Source organism: Micromonospora sp. NPDC023633 (assembly GCF_040640035.1).
Classification (GTDB): domain Bacteria; phylum Actinomycetota; class Actinomycetes; order Mycobacteriales; family Micromonosporaceae; genus Micromonospora.
Genome location: NZ_JBFABB010000046.1, coordinates 16,338 through 34,133, shown reverse-complemented (window position 1 = coordinate 34,133; position 17,796 = coordinate 16,338). Strand labels below are relative to the sequence as shown.

15 protein-coding genes and 2 tRNA genes are annotated in these 17,796 nt (G+C 72.4%); 14 read left to right on the top strand and 3 right to left on the bottom strand.

All coding sequences use genetic code 11. The features are described from left to right. Positions 1–64 precede the first annotated feature (64 nt). The 3 genes from AB0G13_RS16440 to AB0G13_RS16430 all read left to right on the top strand — a co-directional run bounded on the left by AB0G13_RS16440 (position 65) and on the right by AB0G13_RS16430 (position 836). Positions 65–155 (top strand) — tRNA-Ser (locus AB0G13_RS16440). Between the two features lie 36 nt (positions 156–191). Further along, positions 192–264, top strand: a tRNA-Arg gene (locus AB0G13_RS16435). Between the two features lie 200 nt (positions 265–464). Next, entirely contained in the window at positions 465–836 is a 372-nt protein-coding gene (locus tag AB0G13_RS16430) for a metalloregulator ArsR/SmtB family transcription factor (protein ID WP_357874829.1), read from the top strand. Between the two features lie 201 nt (positions 837–1,037). Here the strand turns inward: AB0G13_RS16430 and AB0G13_RS16425 are convergent, their stop codons facing one another. Continuing rightward, a complete protein-coding gene (locus AB0G13_RS16425; protein WP_357874785.1) occupies positions 1,038–1,244 on the bottom strand; it encodes a hypothetical protein in 207 nt (68 codons plus the stop codon). A 314-nt stretch (positions 1,245–1,558) separates the two neighbouring features. Between AB0G13_RS16425 and ileS the strand changes: the two genes are divergently transcribed. Next, entirely contained in the window at positions 1,559–4,681 is a 3,123-nt protein-coding gene (ileS, locus tag AB0G13_RS16420; protein ID WP_357874782.1) for an isoleucine--tRNA ligase, read from the top strand. A 52-nt stretch (positions 4,682–4,733) separates the two neighbouring features. On the opposite strand, the gene AB0G13_RS16415 is transcribed toward ileS, so the two are convergent. Next, positions 4,734–5,687 carry a helix-turn-helix domain-containing protein gene (locus tag AB0G13_RS16415; RefSeq protein ID WP_357874779.1) on the bottom strand — a complete coding sequence of 318 codons (954 nt, stop codon included), beginning with the start codon at positions 5,685–5,687 and terminating at the stop codon, positions 4,734–4,736. A 104-nt stretch (positions 5,688–5,791) separates the two neighbouring features. On the opposite strand from AB0G13_RS16415, the gene AB0G13_RS16410 reads away from it, so the two are divergent. The 8 genes from AB0G13_RS16410 to AB0G13_RS16375 all read left to right on the top strand — a co-directional run bounded on the left by AB0G13_RS16410 (position 5,792) and on the right by AB0G13_RS16375 (position 15,239). Further along, positions 5,792–6,823: a saccharopine dehydrogenase NADP-binding domain-containing protein gene (locus tag AB0G13_RS16410; protein ID WP_357874776.1), complete on the top strand. Its 1,032-nt coding sequence runs from the start codon at positions 5,792–5,794 to the stop codon at positions 6,821–6,823. Between the two features lie 299 nt (positions 6,824–7,122). Continuing rightward, positions 7,123–7,683: a hypothetical protein gene (locus tag AB0G13_RS16405; protein WP_357874773.1), complete on the top strand. Its 561-nt coding sequence runs from the start codon at positions 7,123–7,125 to the stop codon at positions 7,681–7,683. A 584-nt stretch (positions 7,684–8,267) separates the two neighbouring features. Beyond that, a complete protein-coding gene (locus AB0G13_RS16400; RefSeq protein ID WP_357874770.1) occupies positions 8,268–9,128 on the top strand; it encodes a hypothetical protein in 861 nt (286 codons plus the stop codon). Next, the gene (locus AB0G13_RS16395) at positions 9,125–9,799 is read left to right on the top strand and encodes an isoprenylcysteine carboxylmethyltransferase family protein (RefSeq protein ID WP_357874767.1); all 675 of its coding nucleotides are present in this window, start codon (positions 9,125–9,127) and stop codon (positions 9,797–9,799) included. The genes AB0G13_RS16400 and AB0G13_RS16395 overlap by 4 nt, the downstream gene beginning before the upstream one ends. Further along, positions 9,799–12,507: a PEP/pyruvate-binding domain-containing protein gene (locus AB0G13_RS16390; protein WP_357874764.1), complete on the top strand. Its 2,709-nt coding sequence runs from the start codon at positions 9,799–9,801 to the stop codon at positions 12,505–12,507. The genes AB0G13_RS16395 and AB0G13_RS16390 overlap by 1 nt, the downstream gene beginning before the upstream one ends. Further along, on the top strand, positions 12,438–13,406 hold the full coding sequence (locus AB0G13_RS16385; protein ID WP_357874761.1) for a hypothetical protein: 969 nt from the start codon (positions 12,438–12,440) through the stop codon (positions 13,404–13,406). The genes AB0G13_RS16390 and AB0G13_RS16385 overlap by 70 nt, the downstream gene beginning before the upstream one ends. After that, entirely contained in the window at positions 13,403–14,620 is a 1,218-nt protein-coding gene (locus AB0G13_RS16380) for a cytochrome P450 (RefSeq protein WP_357874758.1), read from the top strand. The genes AB0G13_RS16385 and AB0G13_RS16380 overlap by 4 nt, the downstream gene beginning before the upstream one ends. Further along, positions 14,613–15,239, top strand: a complete 627-nt coding sequence (locus AB0G13_RS16375) for a nitroreductase family protein (RefSeq protein WP_357874755.1) — start codon at positions 14,613–14,615, stop codon at positions 15,237–15,239. Before AB0G13_RS16380 ends, AB0G13_RS16375 begins: the two co-directional genes overlap by 8 nt. Positions 15,240–15,305: 66 nt before the next feature. Here AB0G13_RS16375 and AB0G13_RS16370 read toward each other — a convergent pair whose 3' ends face one another. Continuing rightward, positions 15,306–15,794 (bottom strand): GNAT family N-acetyltransferase, encoded by a 489-nt coding sequence (locus tag AB0G13_RS16370; protein WP_357874752.1) that lies wholly within the window; start codon positions 15,792–15,794, stop codon positions 15,306–15,308. Positions 15,795–15,959: 165 nt separating this feature from the next. Here AB0G13_RS16370 and AB0G13_RS16365 point away from each other — a divergent pair, with 165 nt between their 5' ends. Together AB0G13_RS16365 and AB0G13_RS16360 are read left to right on the top strand one after the other, a co-directional pair. Further along, positions 15,960–16,478 (top strand): pyridoxamine 5'-phosphate oxidase family protein, encoded by a 519-nt coding sequence (locus tag AB0G13_RS16365; RefSeq protein ID WP_357874748.1) that lies wholly within the window; start codon positions 15,960–15,962, stop codon positions 16,476–16,478. Positions 16,479–16,685: 207 nt separating this feature from the next. Beyond that, positions 16,686–17,453: an RNA pseudouridine synthase gene (locus tag AB0G13_RS16360; protein WP_357874745.1), complete on the top strand. Its 768-nt coding sequence runs from the start codon at positions 16,686–16,688 to the stop codon at positions 17,451–17,453. Positions 17,454–17,796: the final 343 nt, after the last annotated feature.

Sequence of the window (17,796 nt, the reverse complement as noted above, 5' to 3'; positions counted from 1 at the left end):
GTCGCTTTGCTCCCGATGGGTGAGGCCCTGTATCCTCGGGCGCGGTGGTCTGCAGGGCCACCAGGGAGACTTCGCCTAGTCTGGTCTATGGCGCCGCACTGCTAATGCGGTTGGGGTCTTAAAGCCCCTCCCGGGTTCGAATCCCGGAGTCTCCGCGCGAAAGCCGGGTGTGTAGACTGGCCAAGCACCGAGCGCCCGTAGCTCAATGGATAGAGCATCTGACTACGGATCAGAAGGTTAGGGGTTCGAGTCCCTTCGGGCGCACAACTGATCAAGGCCGCTACCAGCCAAAAAGCTGGTAGCGGCCTTCATCTTTCCCGGGATGTGCCGTGATCTTCCCCGAGGTGGGAGGTTGGTTGCTCGCCGGACCGGCTGCCGCGCCGCAACTCGTATCGTTCCCTTCCGGCGAATCCATCGTGATCCAGCCCTCGTTTGACCGGCTTATCGGTGGCGTTGCTGCAACGATGCAAGACGTGGGAACTGCGAAAACTACGACGCCTGCCATCTCGCCCCTTGCTGGCGAGCCGATCAAGCGCGCCGACGCCGAGCGGCTCGCGGGAGTGCTGAAGGCATTCGCCGACCCGGCCCGGCTGCGACTGCTCAGCCTGATCCAGTCGTCGCCGGAGGGCGAGGCGTCGGTGACTGACCTCACCGCGCCGCTCGGTCTCTCCCAGCCCACCGTGAGTCACCACCTTCGGATCCTCACCGAGGCCGGCCTGCTCGAGCGTGAGAAGCGGGGCGTCTGGGCGTACTACCGCCTGGTGCCGTCCGCGATCGCCGCGATCGCCGACGTGTTGACGCCACCCCGCAAGCGGGCGACGAAGAAGGCGCGCTGACTGGCACCGTCGAAGACCGGCGCCATGCCGGCTGACCCGACACCGACCCCGCGCACCTCGACCGGCTCGGGTGACGGCGTTCGTCCACGAGGGATGAACTGCTGACGCTGTAGCCGCATCTCCCGACCGCGATGAGGCAGATGGGTGGTTCCAGGTGATCGGCCGCCCCTGATCCGCGGGGAGAGTCCGGGCGAGCGGCGATCACTCGCCGGCCGTCATGGCGGCCCAGGTCCTCCGCAGCTCGGCCAGGTGACCCAGCCCCGCCAGGGCTGCGTCGGTGTCGTCGACGAAGTCGATGAGGCACGCCACCTCGTCCACCCCGATGTCGATCAGCCGCTCCAGCATCCGGGTCCCGTCCGCCACCGTCCCGAACAGCCCGCTGGTGTCGAAGTACCGGTCGAACGACATCTTCACCATCGAATCGACGCGGGCGCTCGGTCGTGACGTCCGGGCGATCCGATGGGATAGCATGGGAGCGCAAGGCGCAGATGGGGACGAGTACCGCCGCACGCAGCCGGTAGCGACCTGGGGATGGTGTGAGCCCGGGGGTGTGCGCGACGGGAAGATCACCCCGGAGCCGTCGGAGGAAAGGCCGCGAGGCCGAGTAGAACCGACCGCGAACCCTAATGAGGGGGCCGTACGCGGCCAAGAAGGGTGGTACCGCGGGGCCCGCGACGGCCTCGTCCCTTCGCCGGAGCAAGACACCGTCCGACGGAGGAGCCATGTACCGTCCCGTTGCCAACCAGGTCGACCTGACCGCCCTCGACCACGAGGTGCTGCGGTTCTGGAACGACGAGGGCATCTTCGCGCGCAGCATGGCGCAGTCCCAGGGACGCCCCGAATGGGTGTTCTACGAGGGCCCGCCCACCGCGAACGGCATGCCCGGTGCCCATCACATCGAGGCGCGGGTCTTCAAGGACATGTTCCCGCGGTACCGGACGATGAAGGGCTTCCACGTCGCACGCAAGGCCGGCTGGGACTGCCACGGCCTGCCGGTGGAGCTGGCCGTCGAGAAGGAACTCGGGCTCAACGGCAAGCAGGACATCGAGCGCTACGGCATCGCCGAGTTCAACGCCCGGTGCCGCGAGTCGGTGACCCGGCACACCGACGCCTTCGCCGAGCTCACCCGACGGATGGGCTACTGGGTCGACCTGGGCGACGCCTACCGGACCATGGACTCGGAGTACATCGAGTCGGTGTGGTGGTCGCTGAAGCAGATCTTCGACAAGGGCCTGCTGGTCGAGGACTTCCGGGTGGCGCCGTGGTGCCCGAAGGACCAGACCACCCTCTCCGACCACGAGCTGGCCCAGGGCTACGAGACCGTCGTCGACCCGTCGGTGTACGTGCGTTTCCCGCTGACCTCGGGGCCACTGGCCGGGCGGGCGTCGCTGCTGGTCTGGACCACCACCCCGTGGACGCTGGTCTCCAACGTGGCGGTCGCCGTGCATCCGGAGGTGACCTACGTGGTCGCCACCGACGGCACCGAGCAGCTGGTGGTCGCCGAGCCGCTGCTGGCCCCGTTGCTCGGCGACGGGTGGAAGGCCACGGGGGAGTCCTTCACCGGCCGTGAGCTGGAGCGGTGGACCTACCAGGCGCCGTTCGACCTGGTCGACGTACCGGACGCGCACATCGTGATCCTGGCGGACTACGTCACCACCGACAGCGGTTCCGGTCTGGTGCACCAGTCGCCGGCCTTCGGCGCGGACGACCTTGCGAGCTGCCGGGCGTACGGACTGCCGATGATCAACCCGGTGCGCCGCGACGGCACCTTCGAGGCGGACCTGCCGCTCGTCGGCGGGCTGTTCTTCAAGGCCGCCAACGCACCGCTGGTCGCCGACCTGACCGCCCGTGGGCTGCTGTTCCGCGAGACCGCCTACGAGCACAGCTATCCGCACTGCTGGCGCTGCCACACCGCGCTGATCTACTACGCGCAGCCCTCCTGGTACATCAGGACCACTGCGGTGCGTGACGCCCTGCTGCGCGAGAACGAGCGCACCACCTGGCACCCCGCCACAATCAAGCACGGCCGGTACGGCGACTGGCTCGTCAACAACATCGACTGGGCGCTGTCGCGGCAACGCTACTGGGGCACGCCGCTGCCTGTCTGGCGCTGCACCGAGGGCCACCTGACCTGCGTCGGCTCGCTGGCCGAGCTGGGTGAGAAGGCAGGCCGGGACCTGTCCGAGCTCGATCCGCACCGGCCCTTCATCGACGACGTGACGTTCGCCTGCCACTGCGGCGCCGACGCGACCCGGGTACCCGAGGTGATCGACGCCTGGTACGACTCCGGCGCCATGCCGTTCGCCCAGTTCGGCTACCCGTACCGCAACCGGGAGCTGTTCGAGAGCCGCTACCCGGCGCAGTTCATCTCCGAGGCGATCGACCAGACCCGGGGCTGGTTCTACACGCTGATGGCGATCGGCGTGCTGGTGTTCGACCGGTCGGCGTACGAGAACGTGGTCTGCCTGGGCCACATCCTGGCCGAGGACGGCCGCAAGATGTCCAAGCACCTGGGCAACATCCTCGAGCCGATCCCGCTGATGGAACAGCACGGTGCCGACGCGGTGCGCTGGTTCATGGCCGCGGTCGGATCGCCCTGGTCGGCGCGTCGGGTGGGGCACGGCGCTCTGCAGGAGGTGGTGCGCAAGACCCTCCTGACCTACTGGAACACGGTGGCCTTCCAGTCGCTGTACGGCCGTACCGCCGGCTGGTCCCCCTCGGCGGCGGACCCGCGCCCGGCCGACCGCCCGCTCCTGGACCGGTGGCTGCTGTCCGAGACGCACAGCCTGATCCAGCGGGTGGACGCGGCGATGGCGGCGTTCGACACGCACGAGGCGGGCAAGCTGCTCGCCGCCTTCGTCGACGACCTGTCCAACTGGTACGTGCGGCGCAGCCGCCGCCGGTTCTGGCGTGGGGACCGGGCGGCGCTGGCGACCCTGCACGAGGCGCTCACGGCGGTGACGCTGCTGATGGCGCCGATCACGCCGTTCATCACCGAGCGGGTCTGGCAGGACATGGTCGTGCCGGTGACACCGGACGCGCCGACGTCCGTCCACCTCGCCGCGTACCCGGTCGCCGACGACTCCCTGGTCCACCCGGAACTGGCGGTGCAGATGGCGCTCGCCCGGCGGCTGGTCGAGCTGGGCCGGGCGGCCCGCGCCGAATCGGGGATGAAGGTCCGCCAGCCCCTGTCGCGCGCGCTGGCCTCTGCCTCGGGCTTCGACGACCTGCCTCCGGAACTGCTCGCCGAGGTTGCCGCCGAGCTCAACGTCGGGTCGGTGTCGTCGGTCGTCACGGCCGGCGGATCGCTCGTCGACACCACCGCCAAGGCCAACTTCCGGTCGTTGGGCAGGCGGTTCGGCAAGGAGGTGCAGGCCGTCGCCAAGGCGATCGCGGGCGCCGACGCCGCGGCGCTGAAGGACGAGTTGCGCAGCACCGGCACGGCCACGGTCGTCGTCGGTGGCGAGAGCGTCACGCTGGGCCCGGACGAGGTGATCATCACGGAGAACCCGCGCGAGGGCTGGGCGGTGGCCTCCGACAGCGGGGCCACCGTGGCACTCGACCTACAGCTCACGCCCGAGCTGCGGCGCGCCGGGGTGGCGCGCGACGCGATCCGGCAGATCCAGGAGGCCCGTAAGACCAGCGGCCTCGACGTCGCGGACCGCATCGTGCTGCGCTACCAGGCGTCGGTGGACGACACCGCGACGGCGCTCGCCGAGCACGGCGAGCTGGTCGCCGACGAGGTGCTCGCCACGGACTACGCCGCCGGTACGCCCACGTGGGCGGACGCCGAGGCGTTCAGCGACGAATCGCTGGGTCTGACGTTCTGGCTCCACAAGGCCTGAGGGATCGTCGCGGCGGGACAGGTCGAGCCTCGCTGCCCCCGGTGGCGGCCCGTCATCGAGCGCTGGACCGCGAACTGCGGAAGGTGCGGCGGTAGGTTTCCGGGGGCACGCCGACGGTGCGGTTGAAGTGTCGGCGTAGCGTCGCGGCGGTGCCCATGCCGGTGGCCGCCGCGATGGCGTCGATGCTGTCGCCGGTGGTCTCCAGCAGCTCCTGGGCGTGCCGGATCCGCTGGGTCAGCAGCCATCGCAGCGGGGTCGTGCCGGCCACCGACCTGAAGTGGCGACCCAGGTTGCGCGAGCTCATGTTCGCCTGGCGGGCCAGGTCCTCCACGGTCAGCGGGTGGTCGAGCCGTTCGATCGCCCAGGCGAACAGCGCGGCGAGCGGATGGTCGTCCCGGGCGGGCACCGGGGCGGTGACGAACTGGGCCTGGCCGCCGGCCCGGTGCGGGGGCACGACCAGGCGGCGGGCGAGCGTGTTGGCGATCGCCGCGCCGTGGTCGAGGCGGACCAGATGCAGGCACAGGTCCATCGCGGCGGCCTTGCCGGCGGAGGTGAGCACGTCGCCGTCGTCCACGTAGAGCACGTCCGGATCGACCTCCACCCGGGGATGGCGGGCCGCCAGGGCCTCGGTGTGCGCCCAGTGCGTGGTCGCCCGTCGGCCGTCCAGCAGGCCGGCGGCGGCCAGCACGAACGCGCCCGTGCACAGGGAGGCCACCCGCGCGCCCGCCTCGTGGGCCGCGCGCACCGCGTCGACCAGGTCGGCGGGCGGGTCCTCGTCGACGTCGACCCAGCCGGGGACGATCACCGTGTCGGCGTACGCGAGCTGGTCGAGCCCGCAGTCGGGCTCCAGCCGGAACCGGCCCACCCGCACCGCGGCCGGTCCACACACGGTGAGGCGGTACCAGGGGTCGGCCAGGCCGGTCAGGTCGGATCCGAAGACCTCGTACGCCAGGGACAGCTCGAAGTGCAGCATCCCGTCGGTGACGGCCAGCGCGACGGTGCCCATGTCCGAAACTGTACGGGGCATGGCGTTCCAGACACTCGCGTCGGTGCGCCACCACGGCCAGGATGGTCACAGTTGATCAATCGGGCACGGGGCTGGGAGAGCTGATGGGATCGGATCGGACGGTGGCGGTCTTCGGCGCCTACGGGCACACCGGGCGCTTCGTGGTGGCGGAGTTGCGCGCTCGCGGGTTCGTCCCGCTGCTCTCGGGACGCGACGCGGACAAGCTGCGGGCGCTCGCGGGGCTTCATCCGGGGCTCGACACCCGGCCGGCCTCGGTCGACGACCCGGCCTCGCTCGACCGCGCGCTGGCCGGCGCGGCTGCGGTGGTCAACTGTGCCGGGCCCTTCGCCGTGACCGCCGCTCCCGTGATCGAGGCGGCACTGCGCGCCGGCATCCCGTACGTGGACGTGGCCGCCGAGATCGAGGCCAATCTCGACACCTTCACGCACTTCGCGGAGCGCGCCCGCGCCGCGGGGACCGTGGTGGTTCCCGCGATGGCCTTCTTCGGCGGCCTCGGCGACCTGCTGGTCACCGCGGCGATGGGCGACTGGACGGCGGCCGACGAGGCGCATGTCGCGTACGGGCTGAGCGGTTGGCACCCCACGCCCGGGACCCGCGCGGCGGGCACGGTCTCCCGGCAGCGCAGGGACGGCCGGCGCGTCCGCTACCGCGACGGGCGGCTGGAGTACCGCGACGACGCCCCGCCCACCCTGACGTGGCCCTTCCCGGACCCGATGGGGACCCGGGCCGTGATCGGCGAATTCAGCATGGCCGACGTCGTCACCGTCCCCAGCCACCTGGCCATCCCCGAGGTCCGCACCTACATGACGGTCGAGGCGGCCGGCGACCTGGCGGCTCCGGACACACCGGCACCGGCCGCCGCCGACGATCGCGGGCGGTCCGCGCAGACCTTCCTCGTCGACGTCGTCGTGCGCTCCGGCGGCGCGGAACGGCGCGCCGTGGCGGGCGGCCGGGACATCTACGCCGTCAGCGCGCCGCTCGCGGTGGAGGCCGTCCACCGCATCCTCACGGGACGGACCAGGACCGTCGGTGTCGCGTCCGCCGGTGCCGTCTTCGACGCGCCCGCCTTCCTCCGCGCCCTGTCCGCGCAGATGTCGCTCGAACTGCGTCAGTAGGCCCTGAGCTCCCCTCTCGGACTCCCACCCACCGGGCCCCGAGCGCCCGGGCGACGACGGAGATGCCACCGTGCCCCCTGCGGAGCCTCGGGACGACCTGACGTCGGGCGGTGCTGCGTGCCCTCGCGGCAGTGACCGCGCCCGGCGGGCCTCGGGGCGGTCCCGGCCGCAAGCTTCTCGGACGACGGCGGGCTCGTCACACCCCACGGGCAAGGTGTGCACCGGCTACGGCGGACACGGCGTCCGCCGCGGAACTGGAGGAAACAGTGGCGGTCACCGCCGATGATCTCGATGTCGCAGTGTCCTGCGTTGTCGCCAGCCTGCGACCGGCGACCGGCCTGGACTGGTCCGCGCGGGCAGGCGGCCTGGAGTGGGACTGCTGGCACGCCGCCGAGCACGTCGGTGACTGCCTGATGTCGTTCGCGGGCCAGCTCGTCGCCCGGCCCGAGAAGCGGTTCGTGTGCTTCGTGGCGAACGCCGACAAGGACGCCTCACCGGCGGAGGTTCTGGAGTTCGTCGAGGTGGCTGGCCGTCTTCTGGCGGCCACGGTACGCACGTCCGGCCCGGATGTCCGGGCCTACCATCCCACCGGCCAGGCTGACCCGGAGGGCTTCGCCGCGATGGGCTGCGCGGAGACGTTGCTGCACGGCGACGACATCGCGCAGGGCCTCGGCCTGGCCCTCCGTCCACCACGTGACGTGTGTGCCCGGGTCCTCGCCCGGCTGTTTCCGGAATCGGCGCGGGAACTGGCCGGGGTGGACCCGTGGGCGGCGTTGCGGTGGTCCACCGGCCGGATCGAGCTGCCGGGACGCCCCCGGTCGCCGGAATGGCGCTGGCGCGGTGCTCCGCTGGGCGAATGATCCCGGCGGACTCGACGGCGCCCTCACGTCGTAGGCGTCGCGCGTTCCGCGGTCAGTTCGCTGGGGCTCGTTGCTGGACGTCCGACGGGCGTGGCGATCGCGAGGCTCCGTCGAGTGTCCGGTTTCCGACGCCGGGCCGCCTCGGGGCGCTCCGGCGGCTGCGGGAGCCTCCGGAAGTGGGCCGATCCCGACGTCGACCGAGGCGGCCCGGCGCCCGGCCGCCCTGCCCCGGCGGGTGTCCCCGCCCAGGTGAGGACGCGATTCGGTCGGCCGGACGACCACCGGACGGGACACGCCCCAACCACCTCTTGCTCGGACATCCGACGCGGTCCGCGTCGTATGTCGCGGACCGGGACAAGTGGAATTCCCACAAACTCCGGTATGCGCGTTCCTATCTGTCCACGCCAATGGAAAAGCGCAATCCGAAAGAAGATGACAGCGGAACTCCCATTGAGGATCATGGTCTTCGATCAGACCGAAGGGCAGGTCCTATGTCGTTGGGAACCGAGCATCTCGAGACCTCTCAACCCGGCCGGACGAGCGGTGGAGAGCTGGTCAGCCGCGTGGCGCGGGAGGGCGGGACTGTGCATGACCGGTGGTCCGCCGCCCTCGTCGTCGACCCGCACGACCCCTACTTCTTCGACCATCCGCTCGACCATCTGCCCGGCATGGCACTCGTCTGCGGTCTGTTCGAGCTGCTCAGGTCCGCCGACGGCATCGAAGGGACCCGGCGGCAGATGCTCGTCTCGCTGCGCTTCCCCCTCTTCTGCGAGCTGGGCGAGCCGGTCGGCCTCGAGGCGGTCGTTCCGGCACCCGCGCGCTCGGTGGCGTTCGTGGGTCACCTGGCGGCGAGCGGTGGCGACGGCGCCAGCACCGCCGGCGACATCGGATTGCGGGCGTTCCAGGGCGAGACCACCGTCTGCGAGGGGACGGTCGGTTTCCGGACCGGAGAGCCGCCCCGACCCGAGGTCCCCCGTACGCGGGTGTCCTCCCCGGTGCCCCCGGCGGACCCGGCGTTGGTCCACCGCCAGCACCCCGAGAACGTGCTCATCTCCGGGATGGACGCCAACCACTCCGTCGCCGTCCGCCGGCCGCCGATGGGACATCCGCTCGCCAGTCCCCCTGGTGCGCCGGCCCGGATCGAACTCGTCATCGACGCCGCCCGCCAGTTCGCCACCATGATCAACCATGTGGCTGGCCGGTCCCGCCCGGGCGCGACGTTCGTCCTCCTCGACCTGGACGCGGACCTGCCCGGCGACCTGTCCGGCGACATCGAGCTGAACTGGACGCCGGAACCGCCCGCCCGGGGCCGGCTCAGCCTGACCATCAGGGTCCTGGTCGACGGCGCCCCCCGTGGGCACGTGGGCTTCCGCTACTACGTGGCGACCCCCGCCGTCTACGACCGGCTCCGGCGTCCGACCGCGAGCACCGGGGGGCAGGCGTGACCCGGCCCGAAGCCACCACCAGTCCCCGCGCCGGGATCGACCCGGTCACCGTGCTGACCCGGCTGCTCTTCGTGGTCGCGTTCACCGTGCTCGTCGTCCGGGGCGTCTGGTACCTCAGCTCGGCAGGGGAGCCGTCCCACCTGATCTCCGGGCTGCTCGCGGTCGGATACCTGATCTGGCTGAGCGTCGAGATCCCGGTGACCTTCCGCAAGCCCGCGCAGCCCGCGGCGGAGATCCGCACCCTGGCGGTCTACGCCTGCGCCCGCCTGACACTGGTCGTGGTCGCGATGGTGCCGGCCGCGCCATGGTCCCGGTTCTCGTGGTGGATGATCCCCCCGATCGTGCTCTTCGTCGCCGGGATCGCCCTGCGGCTGACCGCGATCCGGGCCCTCGGGGCCCTCTACACCCACCACGTGCTGCGCCGGGACCGGCACCCCATCGTGACCGGCGGGCCGTACCGGCTGGTCAGGCACCCGGCGTACGCCGGAATGCTGCTGGCCAACCTCGGCTTCGTGCTCTACTTCCTCAGCCCGGTCAGCGTGCTGGCGCTGCTGGCGTTGCTGGGCGGCCTGATCTGGCGGATCCGCACCGAGGAACGGGTGCTCTGGTCGGCGCCGGGCTACCCGGAGTTCGCCACCGGGCGTGCCCGGCTCGTGCCGGGGGTGTGGTGATGTCGATCATCCACGCCGGGGACCCGCGGCTGTCCGATCCGACGCTGGTCGGGCACAAGTTCGCCCGGCAGGAGCAGCTCCGCGCGGCCGGCTTCCCGGTGCCCGGGTTCTGCTGCCTGTCGGTGCTCGCCTTCGACGAGGCCACGGCCGCGCTGATGGCGACCGCGCCGGACGCGGACGCGGATCCGGACCAGCTGCTGGACTGGGCGAAGCGGACCGCCGACGAGCTCCGGGCGGTCACCCTGCCGGCGGAGGTCACCGCCGAACTCGACGCGGCGGTGGCCGCGCTCGCCGCCCCGGACCACCTGCTGGCGGTACGGGCGTGCGTGGTGGCCGACGCGGACGGCAACGGCGAGGACGGGGTGAACGACGCCTTCGCGGGCCTGACCGACTCGTTCCTGTACGTCGCGCCGGCCGACGTCCGGCGGCGGGTCCTCGACTGCTGGGCGTCCGGCCTGAACCCGGAGTCGATCCTGTACCGGGCCCGGCGTGGCCTTCCTCCCGTGTCGGCCCGGGTGGCGGTGGGCGTGCAACGGATGATCCCCGGCACCCGCTCGTTCGTGGCGTTCAGCCGCGATCCCCGTACCGGGGCGGACTCCTGCGTGGTCGCCGCCGCCCACGGCATCGGCGAGGGGGTCGTGCAGGAACGCGCCGACGTGGACCACTTCTTCGTCGACAACGCCACCGGGGCCGTGCGCGCCGAGACCGTGGTCAAGAGGGACATGGTCGTTCCCGCCGCGGACGGTACGGGACCGATGGTCCAGCCAGTGCCGGCGGAACTCGCCACCGCGCCCGTGCTCACCGACGAGCAGGCCCGTCAGGTCGCGGACCTGGCCGCGCGGGTGCAGGGGTTCTTCGGCCCGCCGCAGGACATCGAGGGCACCATCACCCCCGACGGCACCGTGCACCTGCTCCAGGCCCGGCCGGTGGTCTTCGCGAGTTCCTCGCCCGAGCGCCCCGGGTTGGCCGACGCGGCCGACGACGACGCCGTGCCCTGGAGCAACCACAACATCACCGAGAGCTATCCGGGGGTGTCCGGCGCCCTGACGTACTCCCAGGCGCGGGTGTTCTACCGACTGATCTTCCGGGACGTGTACCGGCGGATGGGCGTGCCGGAACACCGCCTGCGGGCCAACGAACACCACCTCAGCCGCATGGTGGGGCTGTTGGGCGGGCGGGTCTACTACCGGCTGGACGCCTGGTTCGTCCTGCACCACCAGATCCCCGGCTTCGTGCTGGTCCGCCCCTGGTGGGAGCGGTCGATGGGGCTGGCCGGGGACTACCGTCCGTCGCGCGCCGAGGTGCTGCGGGCGCTGCCCAGCGTGCCCGGGCTGGCGCTGCGGCTGGCCCGGCTGCCCGGCTCCGTGCGGCGGTTCCTCCGGTGGTGGGACGCGCTGGTCGACGACTCCCGCGGCATCGACGAGTGGACGCCGGAGGAGCTGATCGCCTGCTACCGCCGGCTCTGGAGCGAGGTCGGCCACCGGTGGGGGGTGACCCTGGTCAACACCTTCTTCATGCTCGGCACGGCGACCCTCGCCTCGGCGCTGGTGCGCCGCTGGGTGGACGGCGACGAGCAGCGGACCCTCGGGGGCCTGCTGACGGGCGGGCGGGAGAACCGCTCGGTGCTCGGCGTGCGGTCGGGAATCGCCCTCGCCCAGCTGTTCGGCGAGAACCCGGAACTCGCCGAACGGGTGCGGCACTGCGACGACGACGCGGCCGACGCGCTCTGGCGCGAGGTGACCGACGGGCGGTACGGCACGGAGGTGGCCGACGCCGCGCGTGAGCATCTGCGCCGGTACGGCGACCGCGCGCCGCACGACCTCAAGCTGGAGGAGGCCTCACCCCGCCAGCGACCCGGAATGATCATCACGATGCTGCGGCCCCTGGTGCAGAGCGGCCTGACCGTCGCCGAGAGCCGGGCCCGGGAGCTGGGGAGCCGGGCCGAGGCGGAGCGGGAGCTGCGGCAGAACTGCCGCTCGGCGGGTCGCCGGCTGGTCATCCGGACCCTCGCGGCGGGGCTGCGCTTCTTCGTCCGGACCCGGGAGGACACCCGCTACTGCCGCAGCCAGCTCTACGGGCTGACCCGGCACGTCATGTGGCGGCTCGGGGCGCTGCTCACCGAGGCGGGACAGCTCGACGACCGACTGGACGTGCTCGACCTCACCGTCGAGGAAGTGCTTGGAGCGTACGACGGGACGGTGGTCGACACCGACCTGCGCGCGATCGTCCGGCGCCGCCGCGCGGAGCGACTGGCCGCGGCTGACGGCCCGGATCTCGGCATCCGCCCCGCGACCCCGTACAACCGGCCGATGCCGGCCTCTCAGGCCGCGCCCGTCGCCAGCGCCGCGGTCGGCGCCGGCGGGCCGGTCCGGTTGCAGGGGCTGCCGTCGAGCAAGGGAGTGGTGCAAGGGCAGGCGCGGGTCGTGCTGGACCCGTCGACACCGGCGGAGACCTGCCGTGACCGGATCATCGTAGCTAAGGAGACCGACCCCGGATGGTTGATGTTGATGATGGTGGCGCGCGGCATGGTGGTGGAGCGGGGCACCCTGCTCTCGCACACCGCGATCACGGGCCGACTGTTGGGCATCCCGACGGTGGTCGCGGTGCCGGACGCCACCACCCTGATCGAGGACGGCTCGTGGATCGAGGTGGACGGGGCGAACGGTACGGTCCGCAGCGTCCCGGCCACCAGCCCGGCGACGGTCTGATCCGGCGGCTGTCGCGCTACGTCGCCGGCAGCTACCCGCCGAAGGCGTACGTGCCGTACGCGGTGCTCTGGGCGCTCGGCGGCGCGGCGGTGTGCGCGATCGCCGACGTGCGGATCGACGGCTGGCTGCCCGACGTCGGCACGCTGGTCAGCGCGCTCACCCTGCTGGTGAACCTGCTGATGATGCGCGCCATCGACGACATCCGGGACCTCGACTACGACCGGACGCACAATCCGGACCGGCCGCTGGCGCGGGGCGTGGTGGGGGTCCGGGACCTGGGCGTCATGATCGCCGCCGGCACGGTCCTGGTCCTGGCCCTGAACGCCTGGCGGTGGCCGGTGCTGTGCGTGCTCGCCGCCCAGCTCGGGTACGCCTTCGCGCTGCTCTGGGCGGACCAGCGGCTGCGCTGGCCGGCCGGCGACGCGCTGCTGGTCGGCTTCGTGGTGAGCTTCCCGGTCCAGCTTCTGATCAACGCGTTCCTCTACGCCGGCGTGCTGCACTCGACGGGGCTGGCGCCGTCCTGGTCGGGCGCGGTCGGCATTGTGGTCTCCGCGCTGGCGTTCCTGCACCTGGAGTTCGGCCGCAAGACGACCCGGCAGCCCCGGCCGGGCGAGCGCACGTACTCCCAGGCGCTCGGCGCCCCCGCCACGGCGGCCCTGGCGGTCGGTGCGGCGCTGGCGTCGGTCGTGCTGCTGCTGGTCACCACCGCGCGGGACGACGCGCCGTACTGGCCGGTCTGGCTGGTGGTGCTGCCGCTGGCGCTGCCGGCCCTCGGCGCGCGGCGGTTCTGGGCCGACCGGCAACCCCGTTGGCCGTACGCGTCGGCGGCGATGTTCCTGCTCGGCACGTTCGCCACCTATCAGCTCGTCAGCATCCTGCAGGAGGTGGCAAGCGCATGAGCGACCTGCCCTCGTTTCCCTTCGCGGTCGACCCCTCGGTGGAACCACCGGCCGAGTACGCCGCGATGCGCGCCCGGCCACGGCCGGGGCGGGTCCGGTTGCCGAACGGCCGGGAGGCGCTCCTCATCACCCGGTACCCGGACGTCCGGCTGGTGCTCTCCGACCGCAGGTTCAGCCGTTCGGCCTACACCGCCGGGACGCTCTTCGCCCGCAGCGCCGACTCGCTGCCCCTGATCACCACCGACGCGCCCGTGCACACCCGGCGACGGGGCACGGTGGCGCCGGCCTTCACCGCGCACCAGGTGGGCCGGCTGCGGCCGATGGTCGAGGACCTGGCCCGGCGGCAGCTCACCGAGTTCGCGGCCGGGCCGCGTCCGGCCGACGTGGTGGGTCGCTTCACGGAGCCGTTCACGCTGCGGGTGATGTGCCGGCTGATGGGCGTGCCCGAGGCGGACATGCCGCGCTTCGGCCCGTGGGTCGACTCGATGATGTCGATCAACCGGTTTCCGGGCGAGGAGGTGGACCGCTGCCACCGGGAGATGCACGGGTACTTCGCGGACCTGGTGGACACGCTGCGGACCCGGCTCGACCGGGGCGAGGCGCCGTCCGGGCTGATCGTGCGGATGCTGACCCAGCAGCGGCCCGACCGGCAGTTGAGCCGCGCCGAGGTGGTCGTCCTCTCCGCCGGGGTGCTGATGGCCGGGTACGAGACGACCAGCAACATGCTGGCCGTCGTGCTGTACCACATCCTGCGTCGACCCGATCTGGTCGAACGGGCCCGGGGCGGTCCCGCCTCGCTCGAACCGCTGCTGGAGGAGCTCCTGCGCCACGTCTGCGCCAACGGCAGCGGCGGCGTGCCCCACGTGGCGACCACCGACGTGACGCTCTCCGACGGCTCGGTGGTGGCCGAGGGCGAGGTCGTGGTGCCGGTCCCGGACGCGGCGAACCGCGACCCCGACGTCTTCGCCGACCCGGACCGGATCGACCCGGACCGGGCGGAGAACCCGCACGTCGCCTTCGGGTTCGGCGCGCACCACTGCCTGGGCGCGGAGCTGGCCCGCCTGGAGCTGCGGATGGGCGTCGCCATGCTGCTGGAGAAGCTGCCCGGGCTGCGCCTCGCGGTGCCGGAAGAGGAGCTGCGGTGGCGTACGGACATGTACGTCCGTGGCCTGTGGGAGCTGCCGTTGGAGTGGGACGGTGCCGTAGGTGGCTGACCCGCTGACCCCGGACGCCCTGCTGACGACCACGCGCGCCGTGCGCCGGCGCCTGGACCTGAACCGGCCGGTGCCCCGGTCGCTGGTCGAGGAGTGCCTGCGCGTCGCCCAGCAGGCGCCCTGCGGCTCCGGTCGCAACGCCCTGCACTGGATCACGGTCACCGACCCGGGCACCCGAGACCGGCTCGGGACCATCTACCGGGCCGCCTTCGAGGAGCAACTCGCGGCGGCCGGTGGAGGGGCGGACCGGCAGCCGCCGGACGGGAACCGGTCGCTGGCCAGCGCCGTCCACCTGGCCGGGAACATGGGCTCGGTACCCGTCCTGGTGCTGGCCTGCGTGGTGACCCCCGACCCGCTGCCCGCCGGCAACCAGGCCGGGCTGTGGGGGTCGGTGATGCCCGGCGTCTGGAGCTACATGCTGGCCGCCCGCAGCCGCGGGCTCGGCACCGTCTGGACCACCGCCCACCTGCGTCGGGAGGCCGAGGTGGCCCGGCTGCTCGGCATTCCTGCCGGGGTGCACCAGGTGGCGCTGGTGCCGACGGCCTGGTACACGGGCAGCACCTTCCGGCCGGCCGCCCGACCGCCACTGTCCACCGTGCTGCACGACGAGCGTTGGTGACCCGGGCGGCCGACCGCGCCGGGGGACGACCGGGCCGGGGTCGGGGCGGAGCCCCGGCCCCGGCCGTCACCTCAGCCGCTGGTACATGACGTGCAGGCCGACGAGGCCGTCCTGGGGGTGGTCGAACGCCTCGGGGACCGTGCCGATCACGTCGAAACCGAGGGAACGCCACAGGTGCACGGCTGGGTGGTTCGACTCGACCACCGCGTTGAACTGGATGCCGTGGAATCCCTCGGCGCGGCACCAGTCGAGCGTGTACCGACCGAGTGCCCGGCCCACGCCCCTGCCCTGGTGCGCGGGATCGACCAGGAAGGACGCCGTGGCCACGTGCGAACCCCGCCCGGGCCGGTTGGGGCCCATCTTGGCCGAGCCGATGACGACGTCGCCGTCCACCGCGACGACGGTCCTCCCCGGGGGCTGCTCCATCCACCAGGGCCGCGCCTCCTCGAGGGACTGGTCCGGCGGATAGGGATAGGCCTTCCCCTCCGCCATGATCGCGGCGTAGAAGGGGTAGATGTCCGTCCAGTCCTGCTCGGTGGCGACCCTGATGATCATCACCTCAGGCTACGGGTCGCGCCCAGCTCCGGGCGACCGCGTGCGCGGTCGAGGGAGCGTCCCTCCGACACCCCGCGGCGGCGGGGTCCGGCCGCTCGCCGGCATCCGACGCTGCGATACTGTCCGTGCTGTCTCCGTCACGCTGTCGTCGTTCGAAGGGGAACCATGGTGGGTCGTGAGCCGGTCGCGGAACCGTCCTTCGCCAGCGAAGGCTCCAAGCCGATGCCCTGGTCGCAGGCGCGTGAGCGGCTGACGGAGGCGGGAGAGTTCTTCCTGTCCACCGTCCGGCCGGACGGCAGGCCGCACGCCGTGCCGTTGCTGGCGATGTGGCTCGACGACGCCATGTACTTCTGCTCCAGCGGGTCCGCCCACAAGGTCGACAACCTGGCCACCAACCCGCACTGCGTCCTCACCGTCGGCAGTCCCGAGCTCGACCTGTCGATCGAGGGCAGGGCGTCCCGGATCACCGACCCGGCGACGCTGAAGCGCGTCGCCGAGGCCTACGGCGAGAAGTACGGCTGGGAGGTGACCCCGGTCGACGGTGGGATCGACGGAGACGGGATCGGCCCGTCGCCGTACCTCGTCTTCGAGGTGACCCCGGCCAAGGTGATCGGCATGGACAAGGGGTCCGGCTTCGCCGCCACCCGGTGGCGGTTCGACCCGGCTCGGTACGCCGGCACGTAGGTCGCGCCGGTCTCCCGCACGTCCACGGCGCGGTCCGGAGCGCCGACTCGACGCCACTCGACGCCGGGGCCCGCAGTCGTCGGTTGGTATCCTTCGCCCTGCCGGCCCACCTGGCCGGTGCGACCCCCGCTCCGCGCGTCACCGCTGCCCCGGGCGCGGCCGTCGGCGACCCGGAGCAGCTCAGGACAGTCGAGAGCCGAGGCGATGATGACCACCTTCAGTTGGTCGGAACTTCGGCGCGAGCCCGTCCACGAGGACGACCACCTGCTCGTGCTCGACAAGCCGCCGGGCATCTCCGTGATGGGCGAGCGGCACACCGAGTCCCTGACCGACCTGGCCGCCGCCGCCGGGGAGCCGGTGCACTGGGTGCACCGCATCGACAAGGTCACCTCGGGGCTGCTGCTGCTGGCCAGGACGCCGTCGGCGCACGCGTCGCTGACCCGGCAGTTCGCCAACCGGGGCGCCGACAAGCGCTATCTGGCCTGGGTCGAGGGGGCGCGGCTGCCCGAGCGGGGCACGATCGACCTGCCGCTGCGGCCGGGCCGCAAGGGGACCATCCGGATCGCGGGAGAGCGCGACGCCATCCGCTACGACGCCGACCGCTGCCGCTTCGCGCTGCCGGAGTCGGCCGTCGACCGGTCCAGGCCCTCCTACGAGTCGCGTACCGACTTCGCCACGGCGCTGGTCAGCGGCGACCGTACGCTGCTGGTGCTCAAGCCGGTCACCGGTCGGCGCCACCAGATCCGCGTCCACCTGGCGTGGCTCGGCTTCCCGATCGTCGGCGACCCGCTCTTCCACCGCGGGCAGGCGGACCAGCGGACGTACCTCCACTCCTGGGGCTGCGAGATCACCTGCGACTGGCGGGACGAGCCGCGCACCCGGTTCTGGGCCGCGCCCGGCGAGGAGTTCCTCGACGTCTTCGCCGACGGCCGGAAGCCCCAGCTCGACGACGCCCTGGAGGCGCTGGCCGCCTGACCGGCGCCCCCGCCCGCCCCGAGCCGCCGGGTCCGCCCCGACCCGCAGTGGCCCGCCGGGTCCGCCCCGACCCGCGGCGACCCGCCGGGTCCGCCCCCACCCGCGGCGGCCGGCCAGCCCGCCCCCGACCCGCCGTGGCCGGGCCGGACCCGCCCGGTGCGGACCCGCCACCGGCGTCCCGGTCGAAGGGGTCGCCGGAAGTTCCAGCCGACGTGGACCGTAGGTGTCGTTTCCGACAGATCCGGCCCGTTGTTCCCGCTCGGCATAGCGGCGCGGCGGGCCCGACCATTAGGCTCGATTGCTGAGTGGAGCCGTCAGACATCGTCTCCACTCGATGCCGGGT

Coding starts and splice junctions, on each gene's coding strand:
- AB0G13_RS16425 (WP_357874785.1), bottom strand. CDS start 1,244: ATGTCGTTCGACCGGTACTTCGACACCAGCGGGCTGTTCGGGACGGTG.
- AB0G13_RS16415 (WP_357874779.1), bottom strand. CDS start 5,687: ATGGGCACCGTCGCGCTGGCCGTCACCGACGGGATGCTGCACTTCGAG.
- AB0G13_RS16410 (WP_357874776.1), top strand. CDS start 5,792: ATGGGATCGGATCGGACGGTGGCGGTCTTCGGCGCCTACGGGCACACC.
- AB0G13_RS16360 (WP_357874745.1), top strand. CDS start 16,686: ATGACCACCTTCAGTTGGTCGGAACTTCGGCGCGAGCCCGTCCACGAG.
- AB0G13_RS16365 (WP_357874748.1), top strand. CDS start 15,960: ATGGTGGGTCGTGAGCCGGTCGCGGAACCGTCCTTCGCCAGCGAAGGC.
- AB0G13_RS16370 (WP_357874752.1), bottom strand. CDS start 15,794: ATGATCATCAGGGTCGCCACCGAGCAGGACTGGACGGACATCTACCCC.
- ileS (WP_357874782.1), top strand. CDS start 1,559: ATGTACCGTCCCGTTGCCAACCAGGTCGACCTGACCGCCCTCGACCAC.
- AB0G13_RS16380 (WP_357874758.1), top strand. CDS start 13,403: ATGAGCGACCTGCCCTCGTTTCCCTTCGCGGTCGACCCCTCGGTGGAA.
- AB0G13_RS16390 (WP_357874764.1), top strand. CDS start 9,799: ATGTCGATCATCCACGCCGGGGACCCGCGGCTGTCCGATCCGACGCTG.
- AB0G13_RS16430 (WP_357874829.1), top strand. CDS start 465: ATGCAAGACGTGGGAACTGCGAAAACTACGACGCCTGCCATCTCGCCC.